General features: G+C 72.7%; 17 protein-coding genes. 11 read left to right on the top strand and 6 right to left on the bottom strand.

Features of this window, described 5'->3' with window-relative positions; genetic code table 11:
• Positions 1-5: 5 nt before the first annotated feature.
• The gene (locus ACIA6B_RS09235) at positions 6-332 is read right to left on the bottom strand and encodes a hypothetical protein (protein WP_281933575.1); all 327 of its coding nucleotides are present in this window, start codon (positions 330-332) and stop codon (positions 6-8) included.
• 162 nt (positions 333-494) lie between these two features.
• Between ACIA6B_RS09235 and purB the strand changes: the two genes are divergently transcribed.
• Positions 495-1,919 (top strand): adenylosuccinate lyase, encoded by a 1,425-nt coding sequence (gene purB, locus ACIA6B_RS09230; RefSeq protein WP_396772258.1) that lies wholly within the window; start codon positions 495-497, stop codon positions 1,917-1,919.
• Positions 1,920-2,101: 182 nt separating this feature from the next.
• Here the strand turns inward: purB and ACIA6B_RS09225 are convergent, their stop codons facing one another.
• Both ACIA6B_RS09225 and ACIA6B_RS09220 read right to left on the bottom strand, forming a co-directional pair.
• On the bottom strand, positions 2,102-2,665 hold the full coding sequence (locus ACIA6B_RS09225) for a YbjQ family protein (protein ID WP_396772257.1): 564 nt from the start codon (positions 2,663-2,665) through the stop codon (positions 2,102-2,104).
• A gap of 23 nt (positions 2,666-2,688) precedes the next feature.
• Positions 2,689-3,372 carry a S1 family peptidase gene (locus ACIA6B_RS09220; protein WP_396772256.1) on the bottom strand — a complete coding sequence of 228 codons (684 nt, stop codon included), beginning with the start codon at positions 3,370-3,372 and terminating at the stop codon, positions 2,689-2,691.
• A 459-nt stretch (positions 3,373-3,831) separates the two neighbouring features.
• On the opposite strand from ACIA6B_RS09220, the gene purS reads away from it, so the two are divergent.
• Genes purS through ACIA6B_RS09200 form a run of 4 tightly spaced genes read left to right on the top strand, consistent with a single transcriptional unit; the run spans position 3,832 to position 8,479 of the window.
• On the top strand, positions 3,832-4,095 hold the full coding sequence (gene purS / locus ACIA6B_RS09215) for a phosphoribosylformylglycinamidine synthase subunit PurS (protein ID WP_281933568.1): 264 nt from the start codon (positions 3,832-3,834) through the stop codon (positions 4,093-4,095).
• Complete coding sequence (purQ, locus tag ACIA6B_RS09210; protein ID WP_281933566.1) at positions 4,092-4,775, top strand: phosphoribosylformylglycinamidine synthase subunit PurQ; 684 nt, start codon at positions 4,092-4,094, stop codon at positions 4,773-4,775. Before purS ends, purQ begins: the two co-directional genes overlap by 4 nt.
• Positions 4,776-4,827: 52 nt before the next feature.
• On the top strand, positions 4,828-7,719 hold the full coding sequence (purL, locus tag ACIA6B_RS09205) for a phosphoribosylformylglycinamidine synthase subunit PurL (protein ID WP_396772255.1): 2,892 nt from the start codon (positions 4,828-4,830) through the stop codon (positions 7,717-7,719).
• On the top strand, positions 7,682-8,479 hold the full coding sequence (locus tag ACIA6B_RS09200; protein ID WP_396772254.1) for a 2-phosphosulfolactate phosphatase: 798 nt from the start codon (positions 7,682-7,684) through the stop codon (positions 8,477-8,479). The genes purL and ACIA6B_RS09200 overlap by 38 nt, the downstream gene beginning before the upstream one ends.
• Positions 8,480-8,642: 163 nt before the next feature.
• On the opposite strand, the gene ACIA6B_RS09195 is transcribed toward ACIA6B_RS09200, so the two are convergent.
• Complete coding sequence (locus ACIA6B_RS09195; RefSeq protein WP_396772253.1) at positions 8,643-10,913, bottom strand: carboxypeptidase regulatory-like domain-containing protein; 2,271 nt, start codon at positions 10,911-10,913, stop codon at positions 8,643-8,645.
• Positions 10,914-11,103: 190 nt separating this feature from the next.
• Here ACIA6B_RS09195 and ACIA6B_RS09190 point away from each other — a divergent pair, with 190 nt between their 5' ends.
• The 5 genes from ACIA6B_RS09190 to amcA all read left to right on the top strand — a co-directional run bounded on the left by ACIA6B_RS09190 (position 11,104) and on the right by amcA (position 15,740).
• Positions 11,104-11,427: a sterol carrier family protein gene (locus tag ACIA6B_RS09190; protein WP_396772561.1), complete on the top strand. Its 324-nt coding sequence runs from the start codon at positions 11,104-11,106 to the stop codon at positions 11,425-11,427.
• 168 nt (positions 11,428-11,595) lie between these two features.
• Positions 11,596-13,113: an amidophosphoribosyltransferase gene (gene purF / locus ACIA6B_RS09185; protein WP_396772252.1), complete on the top strand. Its 1,518-nt coding sequence runs from the start codon at positions 11,596-11,598 to the stop codon at positions 13,111-13,113.
• A gap of 55 nt (positions 13,114-13,168) precedes the next feature.
• Complete coding sequence (purM, locus tag ACIA6B_RS09180) at positions 13,169-14,323, top strand: phosphoribosylformylglycinamidine cyclo-ligase (protein ID WP_396772251.1); 1,155 nt, start codon at positions 13,169-13,171, stop codon at positions 14,321-14,323.
• A gap of 135 nt (positions 14,324-14,458) precedes the next feature.
• Entirely contained in the window at positions 14,459-15,550 is a 1,092-nt protein-coding gene (gene amcB, locus ACIA6B_RS09175; RefSeq protein WP_396772560.1) for a cyclophane-forming radical SAM peptide maturase AmcB, read from the top strand.
• On the top strand, positions 15,531-15,740 hold the full coding sequence (amcA, locus tag ACIA6B_RS09170) for a multiple cyclophane-containing RiPP AmcA (RefSeq protein WP_396772250.1): 210 nt from the start codon (positions 15,531-15,533) through the stop codon (positions 15,738-15,740). Before amcB ends, amcA begins: the two co-directional genes overlap by 20 nt.
• A 146-nt stretch (positions 15,741-15,886) precedes the next feature.
• Here amcA and ACIA6B_RS09165 read toward each other — a convergent pair whose 3' ends face one another.
• Together ACIA6B_RS09165 and ACIA6B_RS09160 are read right to left on the bottom strand one after the other, a co-directional pair.
• Complete coding sequence (locus tag ACIA6B_RS09165) at positions 15,887-16,102, bottom strand: DUF3073 domain-containing protein (protein WP_396772249.1); 216 nt, start codon at positions 16,100-16,102, stop codon at positions 15,887-15,889.
• A 300-nt stretch (positions 16,103-16,402) separates the two neighbouring features.
• Positions 16,403-17,485: a Glu/Leu/Phe/Val dehydrogenase gene (locus ACIA6B_RS09160; RefSeq protein WP_396772248.1), complete on the bottom strand. Its 1,083-nt coding sequence runs from the start codon at positions 17,483-17,485 to the stop codon at positions 16,403-16,405.
• Between the two features lie 176 nt (positions 17,486-17,661).
• Here ACIA6B_RS09160 and ACIA6B_RS09155 point away from each other — a divergent pair, with 176 nt between their 5' ends.
• Complete coding sequence (locus ACIA6B_RS09155) at positions 17,662-18,501, top strand: hypothetical protein (RefSeq protein WP_396772247.1); 840 nt, start codon at positions 17,662-17,664, stop codon at positions 18,499-18,501.
• Positions 18,502-18,503 lie beyond the last annotated feature (2 nt).

Genomic DNA, 18,503 nt, shown 5'->3' with positions numbered 1-18,503 from the left:
GACGGCTACTCCCGGAACGTCAGCGTGACCGTGCCCTTGGAGCCGATCTCGGTGGTGCCGACCAGGTTCAGGCCGCCCTTGGCGGACACCTCGAAGCTGAACTGCGCCTCGGCGAGCCGGAGCCGCCCGGTCTCCTCGGTCACCTCGTCGAAGACCGTGCGCAGCGCGGCCACGGTGTGCCGGACGCTCTCCCGGAGCACGGCGATCGGGATGTTCCTGACGGCCACCTCGCGTTCGCCCCTGCGGAACAGCCCCATGGTGTCCGGGTCGTCCGACACGTCCACGGACACCAGAAAGGGCAGAGTGTCGACATCGGTTACGGGTTGGGACATCGGGGACGCCTTCCCGGATCGAGGATCATTGACGGAGGGCGGACAGCATATCCGTGGAATTCGCGCCGGAGCGTGACTGTCGCATCGTCGACATCCCGTCGGAACGGCCGCCGGGACCGGCCTGGTGGCCGGCCTTCCGGGGCGTACGAAAGAATGCGGTACGTGACGACGATCCCGAACGTGCTCGCCAACCGTTACGCCTCGCCGGAGCTGGTCGCCCTCTGGTCGCCGGAGGAGAAGGTCCGGATGGAGCGCCGGCTCTGGCTGGCGGTGCTCCGGGCCCAGCGGGATCTCGGCGTGCCGGTGCCGGACGGGGTGGTCGAGGCGTACGAGCGGGTGGTCGACGACGTCGACCTGGCCTCGATCGCCGCTCGCGAGCGGGTCACCCGGCACGACGTGAAGGCCCGGATCGAGGAGTTCAGCGCGCTCGCCGGGCACGAGCACGTGCACAAGGGGATGACCTCCCGGGACCTCACCGAGAATGTCGAGCAGCTCCAGATCCGGGCGTCGCTGGAGCTGATCCGGGACCGGTTGGTCGCCACGCTGACGCGACTGGCCTGGCACGCGGGTGAATACTCCGGGCTGGTGATGACCGGCCGGTCGCACAACGTCGCCGCCCAGGCCACCACGTTGGGCAAGCGCTTCGCGTCCGCCGCGGAGGAGCTGCTGATCGCGTACGAGCGGTTGACGGACCTGATCGACCGCTATCCGTTGCGCGGGATCAAGGGGCCGGTGGGCACGGCCGCCGACCAGCTCGACCTCTTCGACGGCGACGCCGACAAGGTGGCCGAGTTGGAGCGCCGGGTGGCCGGGCACCTGGGGTTCGCCCGGGTGCTGGACAGCGTCGGGCAGGTCTACCCGCGTTCGCTGGACTTCGACGTGCTCTCCGCGCTGGCGCAGGTGGCCGCCGCGCCGTCGTCGCTGGCCACCACGATCCGGCTGATGGTCGGGCAGGAGCTGGTCACCGAGGGCTTCAAGCCGGGGCAGGTCGGCTCCAGCGCGATGCCGCACAAGATGAACACCCGCTCCTCGGAGCGGGTGAACGGCTTCGCGGTGATCATCCGGGGTTACCTGTCGATGGTCGGCGAGCTGGCCGGTGACCAGTGGAACGAGGGGGACGTCTCCTGTTCCGTGGTGCGGCGGGTGGCGCTGCCGGACGCGTTCTTCGCCGCCGACGGCCTGTTCCAGACGTTCCTGACCGTGCTGGACGAGTTCGGCCCGTACCCGGCGGTGATCAACCGGGAGCTGGAGCGCTTCCTGCCGTTCCTGGCCACCACCAAGATCCTGGTCGCCGCCGTGCGTCGGGGCGTCGGTCGGGAGGTCGCCCACGAGGTGATCAAGGAGCACGCGGTGGCCGTGGCGCTGGCCATGCGGGAGCAGGGCGCGGCGGGGAACGACCTGTTCGACCGTCTGGCCGCCGATGGCCGCCTGAACCTGACCCGCGCGGACATCGACGCGCTGGTCGCCGACCGCAACACCTTCACCGGCGCCGCCGAGACCCAGGTGTCCCACCTGGTGGCCCGCGTCACCAAGATCGTCCAGTCCCACCCCGAGGCCGCCGCCTACTCCCCACCCCCCATCCTCTGACCGACCTTTTCTGGTGCCCGCTGAGCTAGTGCCCGCTGAGCTAGTGCCCGCTGATTCACGGAAAGAGTGGCTGTTTCGCGCTCGATAGCCGCACTTTCCGTGAATCAGCGGCGACAAGGCTGCGGCGAGGCGGCGGCGAGACGGCGGGGAGACGGCGGCGAGGCGGCGGGGAGACGCGGGGGTCAGGGGCCGGTGGGGGTTTCGGCGGCCGTCGAGAGGTTGGGGGCGCTGGCCGGTTCGGCGATGCCGCCGGGGGCGCTGGCGATCTCCGGGTCGTGGGCCGTCTCGGCGGCGATCATCGGCTGGTCGGGCGGCATGACGTCGGGCATCTTCGGCGCGACGATCACCGCGGTGCCGTAGGCGCAGATCTCCATCCACATCTCGCCGCAGTCGCGGCTGTCGAAACGCATCCCGATCACCGCGTTCGCGCCGAGCCGCTGGGCCTCCTCACCCAGTCGGGCCACCGAGTCGGTCCGCCACCGGGTGAGGTTGTCCGGGGCCATCGGGTCGTAGGCGCCACCGCGCAGATTCTTGACCCCCTCGCGGTACGGGTTGCGGGTCCTCGCCATCGAGGAGACCACTTCGCCGAGGATCTGGCGGATCTCGTAGCCGGGCAGTTGATCCGTCGTCACGACCAGCACGGTTTCGATGCTGTCAGCCGCCGGCGGAGCCGTTCGGGTGCCGTGGGCACCCGATCGGATGCTGCAAAACGGCGCGGCGCGGACGGTCGGGCGGGTCCCGGCCATCCGCGCCGCTTCGGCATCAACCGTCAGACACCGGCCACGGAGGTGATCCAGGACCGGTTGTACGCGACGCTGCCGTAGTTCTGGATGCTGGAGCCGTCGGCGGTGGAGGCCACGCCCACCTGCCGGCCGTTGTAGAACTGCGGGCCGCCCGAGTCGCCCCGCCACGCGTTGCCGTTGATCCGGGTGCTCCGGATCGCCTGGCCGCCGTACGCGTCGGTGACGTTGGTGCTGGTCACCTGGACGTTGGCGGTCTTGAGCTGGGGCGACGCGCCGCAGCCGCTGTAGCAGGTCATGCCCCAGCCGTAGATCGAGTTGGTGGAGCCGACCGGCGGGTTGCTGCTGGCCAGCGACACGGCGGAGGTGCTGACCGTGCTGGAGAGCCGGAGCAGGGCCAGGTCGTAGCGGGTGTAGGAGGCGCTCACGCTGCGGGTGACGCCGCCCGAGGCGTAGTAGACGCTGCCGACCCGTACCGACATGGTGCCGCTGACGCAGTGTCGGGCGGTGAGCACCCACTGGGACGCGATCACGCTGCCGGAGCAGGTGAACGAGCCGTTGCTGAAGACGGCCGCGGCCCACGGCGCGGACGAGACGGTGTTGCCGCCGATGATCGGCTGCGGACCGGCCGGTGCGGCGCCGGCGCCGGATGCGGTGGCCAGCACGCCGGCGAGCGCGGTGGTCAGCACGGCGAGCAGGGGACGGAGGCGCATGTCGGGGCTCCTTCTGCGCGACGCCCGGGATCCCCGGGCGCGGATCGGTGCCCGCCGGGCGGGGTGGGCCGGCGGGAGACATCGATCACTCACATCGACATCTGACGATGCATGCTACGGCCGGGGCGAGTCCCGTCACAAGACATGAATCGGATTGACTCGATGTCTCGGGGTGTGTCGGCGGGTGTGTCGGCCCGCTGTCGGAAGTCAGCCCCATCCGCCCGGCGATGGGACGTGAAACGCCTGGTGAGAGCCGTTGCCCCGGCCTCTGGACGGAGGCGCTGCGCAACGAATACGTATCGACGCCGCAACGAACGCGCAACGGTCTCCCGGGTCCCGCCGTCCACTGTTCGAACTGGCCCCGGCCGGTGCGGGTCGGGCGGTATCTGCCAGGTAGGCTGGCTGCGCTCGGCCGTTTGTGGGCCGGCACCCAACTGCGTACACAGTCAGGAGTGCCCAGTGCCTCGCGTCGTCGTCGACGTCATGCTCAAGCCCGAGATCCTCGATCCACAGGGCCAGGCCGTCGCAAACGCACTGCCCCGGCTCGGCGTCGGTGACGTCGCCTCGGTCCGGATCGGCAGGCGGATCGAGATCGAGTTCACCGGCGAACCGGACCTGGACCGGGCCCGCGAGATCGCCGACAAGCTGCTCGCCAACCCGGTCATCGAGGACTTCACGGTCCGCGTGGTCGAGGCCGACGAGACCGCGGGCGCGCACTCGTGACCGCCCGGGTCGGTGTGGTGACCTTCCCCGGCTCGCTCGACGACGGGGACGCGGCCCGGGCCGTCCGGATCGCCGGCGCCGAGCCGGTCCGGCTCTGGCACGGCGACCCGGACCTGCACGGCGTGGACGCCGTCGTCCTGCCCGGTGGCTTCTCCTACGGCGACTACCTGCGCTGCGGCGCCATCGCCCGGTTCGCGCCGGTGATGGAGACGATCGTGGACGCCGCCCGCGGCGGCCTGCCGGTGCTCGGCATCTGCAACGGCTTCCAGATCCTCTGCGAGGCGCATCTGTTGCCCGGGGCGCTCACCCGCAACCAGCACCTGCACTTCCGCAACCGGGACCAGGTCCTCCGGATCGAGGCCACCGGCACCGCCTGGACCAACACGTTCCAGCCGGGCCAGGAGGTGCTCATCCCGGTCAAGAACGGCGAGGGCTGCTACGTCGCCGACGCCGCCACGCTGGACCGGCTGGAGGCCGAGGGCCGCGTCGTGGCCCGGTACGTCGGTGGCAACCCCAACGGATCACAGCGCGACATCGCCGCGATCACCAACGAGGCCGGCAACGTCGTCGGCATCATGCCGCACCCCGAGCACGCGGTGGAGGCGCTCACCGGCCCCTCCCTGGACGGCCTCGGCTTCTTCACCTCGGTGCTCAAGCACCTGGTGGGAGCCCCGGCGTGACCATCGGTCGGCTCACCCGCCGTCCCGACGGCGAGCGCAGCAAGGAGACGTCATGACCACCCATCCGGATCCGGGCCTGCGGGCGCCGCAGGGCGTGTCGCCGCAGGCCGGCCCGACCGACGACTGGGCGCCGGGCGTGGACACCGTGCCGCGGGCCGCCGGCACGCCGGAGGAGCTTCAGCCGTACGCCGAACTCGGCCTGCGCGACGACGAGTACGACCGGATCCGGCAGATCCTCGGCCGCCGGCCGACCCAGGCCGAGCTGGCCATGTACTCGATCATGTGGAGCGAGCACTGCTCCTACAAGTCGAGCAAGGTGCACCTGCGTCAGTTCGGGGAGAAGGCGCCGCCGAGCGACCGGCTGCTCGCCGGCATCGGGGAGAACGCCGGCGTGGTCCGGGTCTCCGACGAACTGGCGGTGACCTTCAAGGTCGAGTCGCACAACCACCCGAGCTTCGTCGAGCCGTACCAGGGCGCGGCGACCGGTGTCGGCGGCATCGTCCGCGACATCCTCGCCATGGGCGCCCGCCCGGTGGCCGTGATGGACCCGCTGCGCTTCGGCGCGGCCGACCACCCGGACACCGCCCGTGTGCTGCCCGGCGTGGTGGCCGGCGTCGGCGGCTACGGCAACTGCCTCGGCCTGCCCAACATCGGCGGCGAGGTGGTCTTCGACCCCTGCTACCAGGGCAACCCGCTGGTCAACGCGCTGTGCCTGGGCGTGCTGCCGGTCGACCGGCTCCAGAAGAAGGACGCCACCGGCCCCGGCAACGTGGTGGTGCTGATGGGCGCCCGGACCGGCCGCGACGGCATCGGCGGCGTGTCGGTGCTGGCCAGCGCCACCTTCGACGAGGGCAGCGAGCAGCGCCGCCCGTCCGTGCAGGTGGGCGACCCGTTCATGGAGAAGCTGCTCATCGAGGCGTGCCTGGAGCTGTACGACGCCGAACTGGTCGTCGGCATCCAGGACCTCGGCGGCGCCGGCCTGACCTGCGCGCTGACCGAGACCGCCGCCTCCGCCGGCACCGGCATGCGGGTGTGGCTGGAGCGGGTGCCGCTGCGCGAGCCCTCGATGGAGCCGCACGAGATCCTGGCCAGCGAGTCCCAGGAGCGGATGCTGCTGGTCGTGACGCCGGAGAAGCTGGAGGCGGTGCTCAAGACCGCCGAGAAGTGGGGCGTCTGGGCCACCGCCATCGGCGAGGTCACCCCGCCGTCGCCGGACGGCCGGCCGGGCCGACTGGTCATCACCTGGCGCGACCAGCTCGTGGTGGACGTGCCGCCGGGCTCGCTCGTCGACGACGGGCCGGTCTACGCCCGCCCGATGCGGGAGCCGGCCGACCTGATCCTGCTCCAGGCCGACCGGGCCGAGACGCTGCCCCGCCCGAGCACCCCGGACGCGCTCCGGGAGACCGTGCTGCGCATGATCGCGTCGCCCAACCTGGCCGACAAGACCTGGGTGACCGAGCAGTACGACAGGTACGTGCTCGGCAACACCGTGCTCGCCCAGCCGGAGGACTCCGGCGTGATCCGGATCGACGAGCGCAGCGGCCTCGGTGTCGCGCTCTCCGTCGACGGCAACGGCCGGTACGCGCGCCTCGACCCGTACCACGGGACGAAGCTGGCGCTGGCCGAGGCGTACCGGAACGTGGCGGTGACCGGCGCGAAGCCGATCGCGGTGACCAACTGCCTCAACTTCGGCTCGCCGGAGGACCCGGGCGTGATGTGGCAGTTCGCCGAGGCCGTACGCGGCCTGGCGGACGGCTGCCTGGAGCTGGGCATCCCGGTGACCGGCGGCAACGTCAGCTTCTACAACCAGACCGGCGCGGCGGCCATCCACCCGACCCCGGTGGTCGGCGTGCTGGGCATCCTCGACGACGTCGCCGCGCGGGTGCCGATGGGCTTCGTGCCGCGGCCGGCCGGCGACCACGACCAGCTCTTCCTCCTGGGCGAGACGCACGTCGAGCTGTCCGGCTCGGAGTGGGCCTGGGTGACCCACGAGCACCTGGGCGGCATCCCGCCGCAGGTGGACCTGGCCCGCGAGCGGCAGCTCGGCGAGCTGCTGGCCGAGGCGGCCCGGGTGGGGCACGTCAGCTCGGCGCACGACCTCTCCGACGGCGGCCTGGCGCAGAGCCTGGTCGAGTCCAGCCTGCGTCGCGGCGTCGGCGCCCGGGTCACCCTGCCGGAGCACTTCGCCGACGGCTCGATGCCGTTCGTGTTCCTGTTCAGCGAGTCCGCCGGCCGGGTGCTGGTGTCGGTGCCGCGCGGGCACGAGAAGGCGTTCACCGCCCTCTGCGCCGAGCGCGGGGTGCCGTGGGAGTACATCGGCGTGACCGACCCGGCCGGGGGCGCGCTGGAGGTGCGCGGCCAGTTCCGGATCGGCCTGGACGAGTTGCGTGAGGCGCACGGCGCGACGCTGCCGCGCCTGTTCGGTGACGCCGAGGCGCCGCGCGTCGAGGTGGCGGCGACCCGTACCGGCACCACCACCGTGCTGCCGGCGACCGCCGAGCAGCCGGTGGGGGTGGATCCGGCCCGGGTCGACGCGGAGCCCATCGCCCGGACGACCCCGGACGCGGAAGCGCCGGCACCGTCGGGCGGCCCGACGCGGGCGGACGCGGGCACCGGGTCCGCCCCGGCCCGGGAGGGCTCGCCCGAGGCCGGAGCCGGCTCGCCCGAGGCCGGGGACGCGCCGACCGGTCCGACCGGTCGGACCGGTCCGACCGCGACAGCGGCCGGCACCGACTCCGCCGACCCGTCGCGGGGCGACACCGGCTCGCTTCCGGCGCGGGCCGGGGCGCAGTCCGGCGGGTCCGCTCCGGCGCGCGTCGACGACGAGCCGGCCGGGCCGGCCACGGCACGGGCAGAGGCGTCCCCGGCGGAGGTCACCGGGCCGCCGTCCGACTCCACCCCGGGCGATGCCCGCCCGGCTTCCGGTGAGCCGGATCAGCGCTGAGGTCACGAGCGTGGGCGTCTTCACGCAGCCCGGTGCCGGTGCCCGGTTCGACTGGGGCCTGACCGGAGCGGCGGAACTCGGCCGGGTCTGTGCCGTCCTGGTGGTGGTGGACGTCCTGTCGTTCACCACCGCCGTGGAGGTGGCGGTGAGCCGGGGCTCACGGGTGCACCCGTTCCCGTGGGGCGAGCAGGCGGCCGAGTACGCCCGCCGGGTCGGCGCCGTCGCCGCGGTGGGTCGCCGGCAGACGACCCCGGAGCATCCGTGGTCGCTCTCCCCGGCGGCGCTGCGGACCGCACCCGTGGTCGCCGACCTGGTGCTGCCGTCGCCCAACGGTTCGGCGATCAGCGCCGCGGCGAGCGCCACCGGGATGCCGGTGGTGGCGGCGTGCCTGCGTAACGCACGCGCCGTCGGGCGATGGCTCCGCCACCAGGGGTACGGCACGAACGATGCCGCCGTGGGCGTGGTGGCCGCCGGTGAGCGCTGGCCGGACGGGTCGCTGCGCCCCAGCGTGGAGGACCAGCTCGGGGCCGCCTGCGTGCTGGACGCCCTGGCCGGCGTGGCGGGTGGCCTCTCGGTGGAGGCGGCCATGGCGCTGGCGGCACTCGCCAGCACGCCCGACGTGCCGGCGGCGGTGCGGGGTTGCGTCTCCGGCCGGGAGCTGGCCGAGGGCGGGTTCGCCGAGGATGTCGAGGTCGCCGCCGAGATCGGTGTCTCCGACGTGGTGCCGGTGCTCCGCCAGGGGTATTTCGCCCCCGCCTGACGGTTTCCTCGCCTTCGGCGACTGAAGATCTTGGTACGAGGCCGCCCCCGTAGGGGCCGTGCCGTACCAAGATCTTGGGCCGATGGACCGGTGCTCTGGTGACCTGACGAGCGTGGCCGCCCGGCGGGTGCCGGACGGCCACGGGTGGCGCGAAGAACGCGGGTCAGTCGTCCAGCCAGTCGAGGCGTCGCCCGCCCCGATCCGGTGTACCGTCCGCCCGCCCCCGACCGGACTGCGCCGAATCGTCGGGGTAGCCGGCCTGGTTGTCGTAGCCGGGACCGCGCTGCTGCGGCGGCTCCTGACCGTATCCGCCCTGCTGGCCGTACCCGCCGCGCTGGTCGTACCCACCCTGCTGGTCGTAGCCGCCCGGCTGGTGACCGCCGTCGTAACCACCGGAGGCGTTGCCGTAGGCCGCGCCGGCCTGGCCGCCGTCGTAGCCGCCCGGCTGCCGGCCGTCGTAGCCGCCACCCTGGTGGCTGCCGTAGCCGCCGGTCGGGGCGTCGCCGTAGCCGCCCTGCTGCCGGCCGCCGTCGTAACCGCCGGTGGGCGCGTCGCCGTAACCGCTGGCCGGCCGGCTGTCGCCGTAGCCCGGGGCGTTGTCGTAGCCGCCGTTGGGGGCGTTGTCGTAGCCGCCCTGCTGCCGGCCGCCGTCATAGCCGCCGGTGGGCGCGTCGCCGTAACCGCCACCCGGCCGGCTGTCGCCGTAGCCGGGGGCGTCGCCGTAACCGCCCTGCTGCCGGCCGCCGTCGTAGCCACCGGCAGGGTTGCCGTCGTAGCCACCGCCCGAGGCGGCTCCGTAGCCGGCCCCGGCACCGTAGCCGTCGGCCTGCTCCGCACCCCGGCCGTACTGACCCGGGCCGGACTGGTCGTAGCCCCGACCCTGCTCCGGCTGGTAGGTGCTGGTCGGATACGGGTCGGCTGCCGGCGCGTACTGGGTGCTGTCGCCCGTGTAGCGGCCGGTGGGCTCGTCGAAACGTTCGCCTGCGTACCCGCCGCCGCCCTGGGCCGCGCCGTAGCCGGCCGCCCCGGCAGCACCGGCCGCGTAGTCGGGGCTGCCGTAGCCGGCACCGGAGGACGGGCCGTTGCCGTAGCCGCCGCCCGACGAGGGCGCGTTGCCGTAGCCGTTGCCGGCGCCCGAGGAGGGGGCGTTGCCGTAGCCGTAGCCGCCCTGACCGGGGGCGTCGTCGCCGTAGCCGTAGCCGGCCTGTCCCGCCCCGACGCCGTACGCGGGCCCGGGGGGCGCACCGTACGGGTCCGGCGGGACGTCGTCCACCACCGGGCGCTGGAGCATGGTCGGCGCCTCGCTCATCGCGGCGCCCCCGACCATGGTCGGGGCCGGACCGGCGCCCATGCCGTTGACCACCCGGGTCTGGTCGTCCACGCCCCGGTAGGCGCCGTGGGCCGCGGGGATCGCGCCCGCCGCGGCACCGCCGCCGGGCCCACCCGGACCGGCCGGTCCGTCGGGACCGTCGCCGTCGCCCTCGTCGTTCTTGCGGCGCATGTAGAGCAGCACGATGGTGCCCACGCCGACGGCGACGAAGAGGCCGCCCAGCAGGATGAGCAGCCAGTTGCCGAAGCCGCCGGAGTCCTCGGCGGCGGTCGGCTGCTGGGCGGCCGGGGCCTCGGTGGCCGGGCCCTCGGTGACCTCCTCCTCGGTGGCCTCCTCCGACGGCGGGGCGGACTCGCTGGCCGACGGCGTCGCGCTCGGGCTCGCCGACGCCTTGAGCGCCACCCCGATCCGGATGCCGGTCACGGACTGGCCGGCGGCGGCGTTGATCGACTTGGCGCTGGGGGTCGCACCGTCCGCGGACGCGCCCAGGTCGATCCGGCCCGGCGCGATCGGGTTGTCGGCGGACCCGCTGAAGGTGAAGTTGCCGCTGCCGTTCGTGTTCGTCCGGCGCTCCTTGCCGGCGCTGTCGCGCAGCATGACGAGTGCGCCGGAGATCGGCTCACCGTTGGAGTCGACCACCTTGCCGGAGACCGTCTTGACGGTCTGCGGCTGCTGCGGCGGCGGCGCGGCCTTGCCCTTGACGGTGAGGTTGAAGGTGCCGGTCGCCGGGTCCGACTTGTCCGGCTGGACCTGCACGGTCACCGAGCCGTTGGCGTCCCCGGCGTTGTCGTTCGCGCGGATGGTGAGCAGCTGCGTCTTGGGCATCGGGTTGCCCGGCGCGAAGTTGACCTGGCCGCAGCCGGAGACGCAACTGACGCCGGAGGGCAGGCCGGTGATGCCGATCTGCGCGTTCTGGTCGCCCTCGCCGGGGGTGACCCGGACGGTCACTGTGGTGTCGCTGCCGGCGTTGACCGTGACCGAGCCCGGCGAGACGCTGACGTCGGCCGCGAGGGCGGGTGTGGCGGGGACGGTGAGCAGGGCGCCGAAGATCAGCGCTACGACCACACCGGCCCGATGCTGCCAGGCACGTCGGTGTGTGGACACGTCCACCGCCTTCCGGGTCTGATCTTCCCGCCGGCCGGTCCGGCCGGGTTGATCACTCACGGTACGAATTACGCCGTCGGCAACTATGCCTTGTCTGACCGGATCATCTCTACCCAGGGCCGGCGTCGGGCCGCCTTCTGCCGGGTCGTATCGTCCCGTCGTGTCCTCTCCGCACGCTTATTCCGACTCGGTGCGCACCGCTCTGGCGGCACTGGACGAGGGGCGTACGCCCGAACGGCCGGTGCTCCGGGAAGCGGTCCGGATGCTCTTGGCCGCCCTCACGGAGCGCGCTCCCGGCCGATCGGTGGAGGTACGGGTCCCACCCTACGGCGCGGTGCAGTGCGTGGCCGGGCCGCGACACACCCGGGGCACCCCGCCGAACGTGGTGGAGATGGACCCGGGCACCTGGCTGTCGATCGCCACCGGCCGGCTCGGCTGGGCGGAGGCGGTCACCGAGGGTCGCGTCCGGGTCTCCGGCAACCGCGCCGACCTCTCCGCGTACCTCCCGATTTAACCGCCCGGCGTCGGCGTTCCGAGCCACGCTCAGCAGACCCTTCGTGACTGTCGGTGGCGACGCGGGTTCGCGTACACTGGTGGCCGACGACGGTCCCGGCCCACGGTGCGGAGCTGCCCCCCGACTCCGCCAGGCCAGTCCAGACCCCCCAGCACGAGGGAGCGGCAGGTGCCCCGAGGCGATGGCCGGCTGAGCCACGACCTTGACCCCCAGCGACCCGGCCCCCAGGACGCGTGCGGCGTCTTCGGTGTCTGGGCGCACGGCGAGGAAGTCGCGAACCTTACCTATTTCGGGCTCTACGCCCTCCAGCACCGCGGTCAGGAGGCCGCGGGCATCGCGGTCAGCGACGGCTCCGGCGTGGTGGTCTACAAGGATCTCGGCCTGGTCGCCCAGGTGTTCGACGAGCCGACGCTGGCCAGCCTGCGCGGGCACGTCGCGATCGGGCACGCGCGCTACTCGACCACGGGCGGCTCGACCTGGGAAAATGCCCAGCCGACGATCCGGGCCACCAGCGCCGGCACCACGATCGCGCTGGCCCACAACGGCAACCTGGTCAACACCGCCGAGTTGCAGCGCGAGGTGTCCGCCCGCGGCCTGGACTCCGACGGGTCGAGCAACGACACGTCGCTCGTCACCATGCTGCTGGCCAGCCGGCCCGACCTCTCGGTCGAGGCGGCCGCGCTGGAGGTGCTGCCGCAGTTGCGCGGCGCGTTCAGCTTCGTCTTCATGGACGAGTCGACGCTCTACGCGGCCCGTGACCCGCACGGCGTACGCCCGCTGGTGCTCGGCCGGCTCGAGCGCGGCTGGGTGGTGGCGAGCGAGACCGCCGCGCTGGACATCGTCGGCGCGAGCGTGGTCCGCGAGGTGGAGCCGGGCGAGCTGATCGCCGTCGACGAGGACGGGCTGCGCTCCAGCCGGTTCGCCGCGCCGGAACCCAAGGGCTGCCTCTTCGAGTACGTCTACATCGCCCGGCCGGACGCCACCATCGCCGGCCGGAACGTGCACGCGGCGCGGGTGCAGATCGGCCGCCAGCTCGCCAAGGAGCACCCGGTCGAGGCGGATCTGGTGATCCCGGTGCCGGAGTCCGGCACCCCGGCGGCCATCGGCTACGCCGAGGAGTCCGGCATCACGTACGGCCAGGGCCTGATGAAGAACCCGTACGTCGGGCGCACCTTCATCCAGCCCTCGCAGACGCTGCGCGCGCTCGGCGTACGGCTCAAGCTGAACCCGCTGCGGCAGAACGTCCGCGGCAAGCGGCTGGTGGTGGTGGACGACTCGATCGTCCGGGGCACCACCCAGCGGGCCATCGTCCGGCTGCTGCGCGAGGCGGGCGCGCTGGAGGTGCACGTGCGGATCTCCTCGCCGCCGGTCAGCTGGCCCTGCTTCTACGGCATCGACTTCGCCACCCGGGCCGAGCTGCTGGCCAACGGGTTGGACAACGATGGCATCCGGCGGTCGATCGGCGCCGACACGCTGGGCTACGTCTCGCTGCCCGGTCTCATCGCGGCGACCGAGCAGCCGAAGACCCGACTCTGCCGGGCGTGCTTCGATGGGGAGTATCCGATCGAACTGCCGGCCGGGAACCTGATCGGCAAGCACGTGCTCGAGGGAGTGGGCCGCCGGGTCGTCACCGAGGCGGCCGAGCCCACCGGCCCACTCGTCGCCACACCGACCCATCACCCGTAGCACCACCGACGCGGGTCCGGCGTTCCGGCCCCGCGGAACCACAAAGGGGAGAACCGTGACGCACGTGTCCGAGCGCAGCGGCGCAGGATCCAGCCCGACGGGCGCCGGCGGCGACCGCCAGCCCTGGTCGGCGGGGTCCGGGCGCACGCAGCGCAAACGCTCGGTCTCGTACGCCGACGCCGGGGTGTCGATCGAGGCGGGCGACCGCGCGGTCGAGCTGCTCAAGTCCAAGGTCCGGGAGACCCGGCGCCCGGAGGTCATGGGTGACCTGGGCGGCTTCGCCGGCCTGTTCCGGCTGGACACGAAGAAGTACAAGAGCCCGATCCTGGCCTCCTCCACCGACGGGGTGGGCACCAAGCTGGTGATCGCCCAGCAGCTCGACATCCACGACACGGTCGGCATCGACCTGGTCGCCATGGTCGTCGACGACCTGGTCGCCTGCGGCGCCGAGCCGCTGTTCCTGCTCGACTACATCGCCACCGGCGAGGTCGTCCCGGACCGGGTCGCCGAGATCGGCGCCGGCATCGCCGACGGCTGCCGGTACGCCGGCTGTGCGCTGCTGGGTGGCGAGACCGCCGAGCACCCCGGCGTGCTGCGCCCGGACGAGTACGACATCTCGGCCACCGGCGTCGGCGTGGTGGAGGAGAGCGAGATCCTCCGCCCGGAGCGGGTCGAGGTGGGCGACGTGGTGATCGCCATGCGTTCCTCCGGCCTGCACTCCAACGGCTACTCGCTGGTCCGGCACGTGCTGCTGGGCGCCGCCCGGATGCGGCTGGACGTGGTGATCGAGGACTTCGGCCGCCAGCGCACGCTGGGCGAGGAGCTGCTCACCCCGACCAAGATCTACGCGCAGGACTGCCTCAAGCTGATCGCCGAGGCCGAGGTGCGGGCGCTGGCCCACGTGACCGGCGGCGGCATCCCGGGCAACCTGGTCCGGGTGCTGCCGGAGCACGTCGACGCGGTGGTCAACCGGTCGACCTGGAAGCCGCAGCCGATCTTCGACCTGATCCAGTCCAAGGGCCGGATCGAGGACCCGGAGATGGAGTCGACGTTCAACATGGGCGTCGGCATGTTCGCCATCGTCGCCGCCGAGGACGCCGACCGGGCGCTGGCGACCCTGACCGGTCGCGGTGTCGACGCGTGGCAGGCCGGCGAGATCATCGAGGGCTCCGGCAACGTGCAGATGGTCGGGCAGCACACCCGGGGCTGATCGCGCTGGTCACCCTGCGCTGATCAGCCGGGCACCTGATCGGGGGTTCACCCGAGTGGCCGCCTCCGCCTAGCCTGAAGGTTCGGTTTTCCGGCGCGCGGGGGAGGTTCGATGGCTGCACGCCCGCCCGGGGGGATGCGCGGCATCGCCGCCGTCCCCTCGTACGTGGTGATGCAGCCGACCACGTTGTGCAACCTCGACTGCGCCTACTGCTACCTGCCGCTGCGCGCGGCGGACCGGCGGATGTCGGTGGCGGTGGCCGAGGCGGTGGCGGCGTCGGTGAACCGGTGGGCGGCCCAGGGGCGGTGCTCGGTGGTCTGGCACGGCGGGGAGCCGCTCGCGGCCGGCCGGGAGCACTTCGCCGCGCTGCTGGCCCCGTTCGGGGCGGAGGTCGAGCACCACGTGCAGACCAACGCCACCTTGATCGACGACGCCTGGTGCGCGTTCTTCGCCGAGCACCGGGTGCGGGTGAGCGTGAGCGTGGACGGCCCGCGGGCGCGCAACGCCGAGCGGGTGACCCGGGGCGGCCGGCCGGCGTACGACCGGATCGTGGCCGGGGTGGCGGCGTTGCGCCGGCACGGGCTGCCGTTCTCGGCCCTGGCGGTGGTCTCCCGGCCGGAGCCGGGCCTGGCGGCCGAGCTGTACGCCTACTTCCTCGACCTGGGCTGCGAGGTGTTGGGCGTGAACATCGAGGAGACCGAGGGGGTCAACACCCGGTCGAACGCCCGGGACGGCGCCTCGGTCACCGGGTTCTGGGCCGAGCTGGTCACCGCCTGGCGTCAGGATCCCCGAATCCACCTGCGCGAGGTGGAGTGGTCGCTGCGGTACGCCGGCGCGGTGCTGGCCGGCGCCGCGGACGATCTGCTGCCCCGTCGGCTCGACCCGATCCCGACGGTCGGCCACGACGGCTCGGTGGTGGTGCTCTCGCCGGAGTTGGCCGGCTTCACCGATCCCCGGTACGGCGACTTCGGCAGCGGGAACGTGCTCGTCACCCCGCTGGGCGAGATCCTCGCCGGGGCCGGGCGGACGCCCTGGGTCGGCGAGTTCCTCACCGGCGTGGAGGCGTGCCGGGCGTCCTGTCCGTACTTCGGTTTCTGCGGCGGGGGCCACGCCGCCAACCGCTACTTCGAGCAGGGGCGGTTCGACGGTACGGAGACCGAGCACTGCCGCAACAGCAAGATCCGCCTACTGGAGGGAGTGTTGGAGCATGCCCGAGATCACCAGTGACACCGACCGGGAAACGGTCGCCGGCCGGGTGCGGGATGCCGCCGCGGGGCTGACCGCGCTGCTCCACGAGGCGGAGGCGGCGCGCCTGCTGCGGGCCGAGGCGCCGGGCGACGGCAGCACCGCGGTGTGCGCGTGGAACCACTTCGAGAACATTCCGACGTTCTACAACTGGAACAACCGCCCGCGCTGATTGCCGGTCCGCGATCAAGGACCTGCCGGCGCAGCCGGGGAGGCGTCCCGGTGCGGCAGGTCCCTGATCGTCGGTGCTCCGTCGGCTCCGGCTGGGCACATGCGTGAGCACGCGGGGGCTACCGCGTGCTCAGATGTGACCGGAGGTCAGCGGGCCGGACGGGCCCAGGGGTCCGGGTCGTCGTCCGCGTGGTCCTCGTCATCGTCGTCGACATACTCTTTGTAGTCGTCGTCGAAGTTGTGCTCAGACTTTCCACTACCCGCCAGTTCACGCTGCAAGGCGGTTAGGTCGGTGTTCGGGGAGTGGTACTTCAACTCCCGGGCCACCTTCGTCTGCTTGGCCTTAGCACGGCCGCGCCCCATGGCTCGACCCCCTCGCACAGAATGCGGGGCAGCCCGAAGGCGGGCCCCGATGACGTCAGGCATCTCTCGTGGCTCTTACGGTACATGGGGATGCCACCGTTCGGCACCTCGGGTCACCGTCGACCGGCCCAGCGCGTCGCAGTGTTCCGACCGTCACACAGTGTACCCGGTAAGGAGCGACTGCCGGGACCGGCCGTGACAGCGGACGAACTGCTACGTAAACACCAAAGACAGCTTAACGCCCAACTCGGGCCCAGGTGTGGCCCGGGGGTGGACCGACGCCCGCCCCCGGGCGCCGGTTCACCGCAGGTGGATGGTGCGCAGGCGGCCGACCTCGGCCATCCGCCGCTCGGCGAGCCGGTCCGCGGCCACCGCCGGCGGAACACCCTCGTCGTCGGCGAGCCGCAGGATCTCCCGGGTGGTGTCGAAGATCCGGGTGGCACGCAGCTTGGCCCGCTCGAAGTTGAAGCCCTCGATCTCGTCGGCGACCTGGATCACGCCGCCGGCGTTGACCACGTAGTCGGGCGTGTAGAGGATGCCCCGGTCGGCGAGCACCTTCTCGATGCCCGGGTGGGCGAGCTGGTTGTTCGCCGCGCCGCTGACCACCTTGGCCCGCAGCACCGGCACGGTCTCGTCGTTCAGCGCGCCGCCCAGCGCGCACGGGGCGTACACGTCGATGTCGGACGCGACCAGCGCGGCGGTGTCGTCGACCAGGGTGACCTGCGGGTGGGTGGTGCGCACCCACTCCCGGGCGCGCGGGTTGACGTCGGTCGCCACGACCTCCGCACCGTCGGAGAGCAGGTGCGCGGTCAGGTACTTGCCGACCTTGCCCAGGCCGGCCACGCCGACGCGGCGGCCGGCAAGTGTCGGGCTGCCCCAGACGTGCTCGGCGGCGGCCCGCATGCCCTGGTAGACGCCCCAGGCGGTGAGGACGGAGGAGTCCCCCGCGCCGCCGTGCGCCACGCTGCGACCGGTGACGTAGCGGGTCTCCCGGGCGATCATGTCCATGTCGCTGACGTCGGTGCCGACGTCGCACGCGGTGTAGTACCGGCCGTTGAGCGACTCCACGAAGCGGCCGTACGCGCGCAGCAGCGCCTCGCTCTTGAGCTGCTCCGGGTCACCCCAGATGACCGCCTTGCCGCCGCCCAGGTCCAGGTTCGCCAGGGCGCTCTTGTACGCCATGCCCCGCGACAGGTCGAGCACGTCGGCGAGGGCGTCGGCCTCACTGGCGTACGGATAGAACCGGGTGCCACCGAGGGCGGGGCCCAGCGCGGTGGAGTAGATCCCGATGATCGCCTTCAGGCCGGACTGCTTGTCCTGACAGAACACGACCTGCTCGTGACCCGAGGATGACGGGTCGTCGGTGCTGGCGAATACGCCCATGGCTGACTCCTGTGTCGGTGTGCGCCCTTGTGGGGTGCGGAACCTGAGGTGGCACGCCGGCGGGATGGTGCCGGTGCCGTTGAGCCTAATATCGGCCGGAACCGTACTGTCGCGCACGTCACGCCGCCGGTGTGACGGCGACGACGGACGGTCCCGTCTCGTGGGAGGATCGCGCCGTGCCGTCGCTCTTCGCCTCATACCTGCGCGTGTACGAGCCGCTTACCGCCTTCGACCGGGACCGGCAGTCGTACTGGCGCCGGTACGTCAGCGAGGGCCGGGCGGTCGCCCCGCTGGACGGGCCGGGCCGGCAGCGCACCTCCGTGATCGAGGCGCTCGGCGCGGGCTGGACCCGGCTGCCCGACCTGCCCGACGAGGCGTACGTGCTGGAATCCGACGACGCGCTGCTGGTCTGCCCCTGGAACCTGCGGATCCGGGTCGCCGAGGCGGCGTTGAGCGCTCGCGACGGCGTGCCGTCGGTGCTCGCCGACGCGTTCGTGCCGCCGGTCCTGGCCGGTCAGGCCAAGGCGGTGGTGGAGGACTGGCGCAGCGGGGCGCGCGTGCTGGAGCACGGGGTGCCCCGGGTCCACGAGCAGGTCGCCACGTGGGGCGTGCCGCTGCGCTGGTTCGTGCTGTTCGAGGCCGCTGAGCGGCACCTGGTCACCGAGCCGGAACGACGCGCGCTGCGCTACCGCACGGAGATCTCCAAGGCACGACGCCGTTCGTCCCGGGCGCTGTCCGTGCTGCGCAAGTCGGTCGGCGAGGCGCCGATCACCGAGGCGGTCGAGGAGGCCGCCCGCTGGCTGGAGGAGTTCCATCCGCGTTCGGTGGTGGAGCTGGACTACGGCGGCCTGGTGCAGTTGCTGCCGGACGAGACGCTGGCGGCCGACGACTCGACCGAGCTGGTCGCTGCGGGACTCGCCGGGTTGTCCCGGGGCGAGGCCGAGGAGGCGTCAGCGGCGTACGACAAGCTGGTCGCCCGCTGGCGTGCGGTGCAGCTTCTGGAGCGCTGCAACTGACA

The organism is Micromonospora sp. NPDC051141, assembly GCF_044455765.1.
Classification (GTDB): domain Bacteria; phylum Actinomycetota; class Actinomycetes; order Mycobacteriales; family Micromonosporaceae; genus Micromonospora.
Note: the sequence above shows the minus strand (reverse complement) of the source record. Positions and strands in the feature narration are given on the sequence as shown.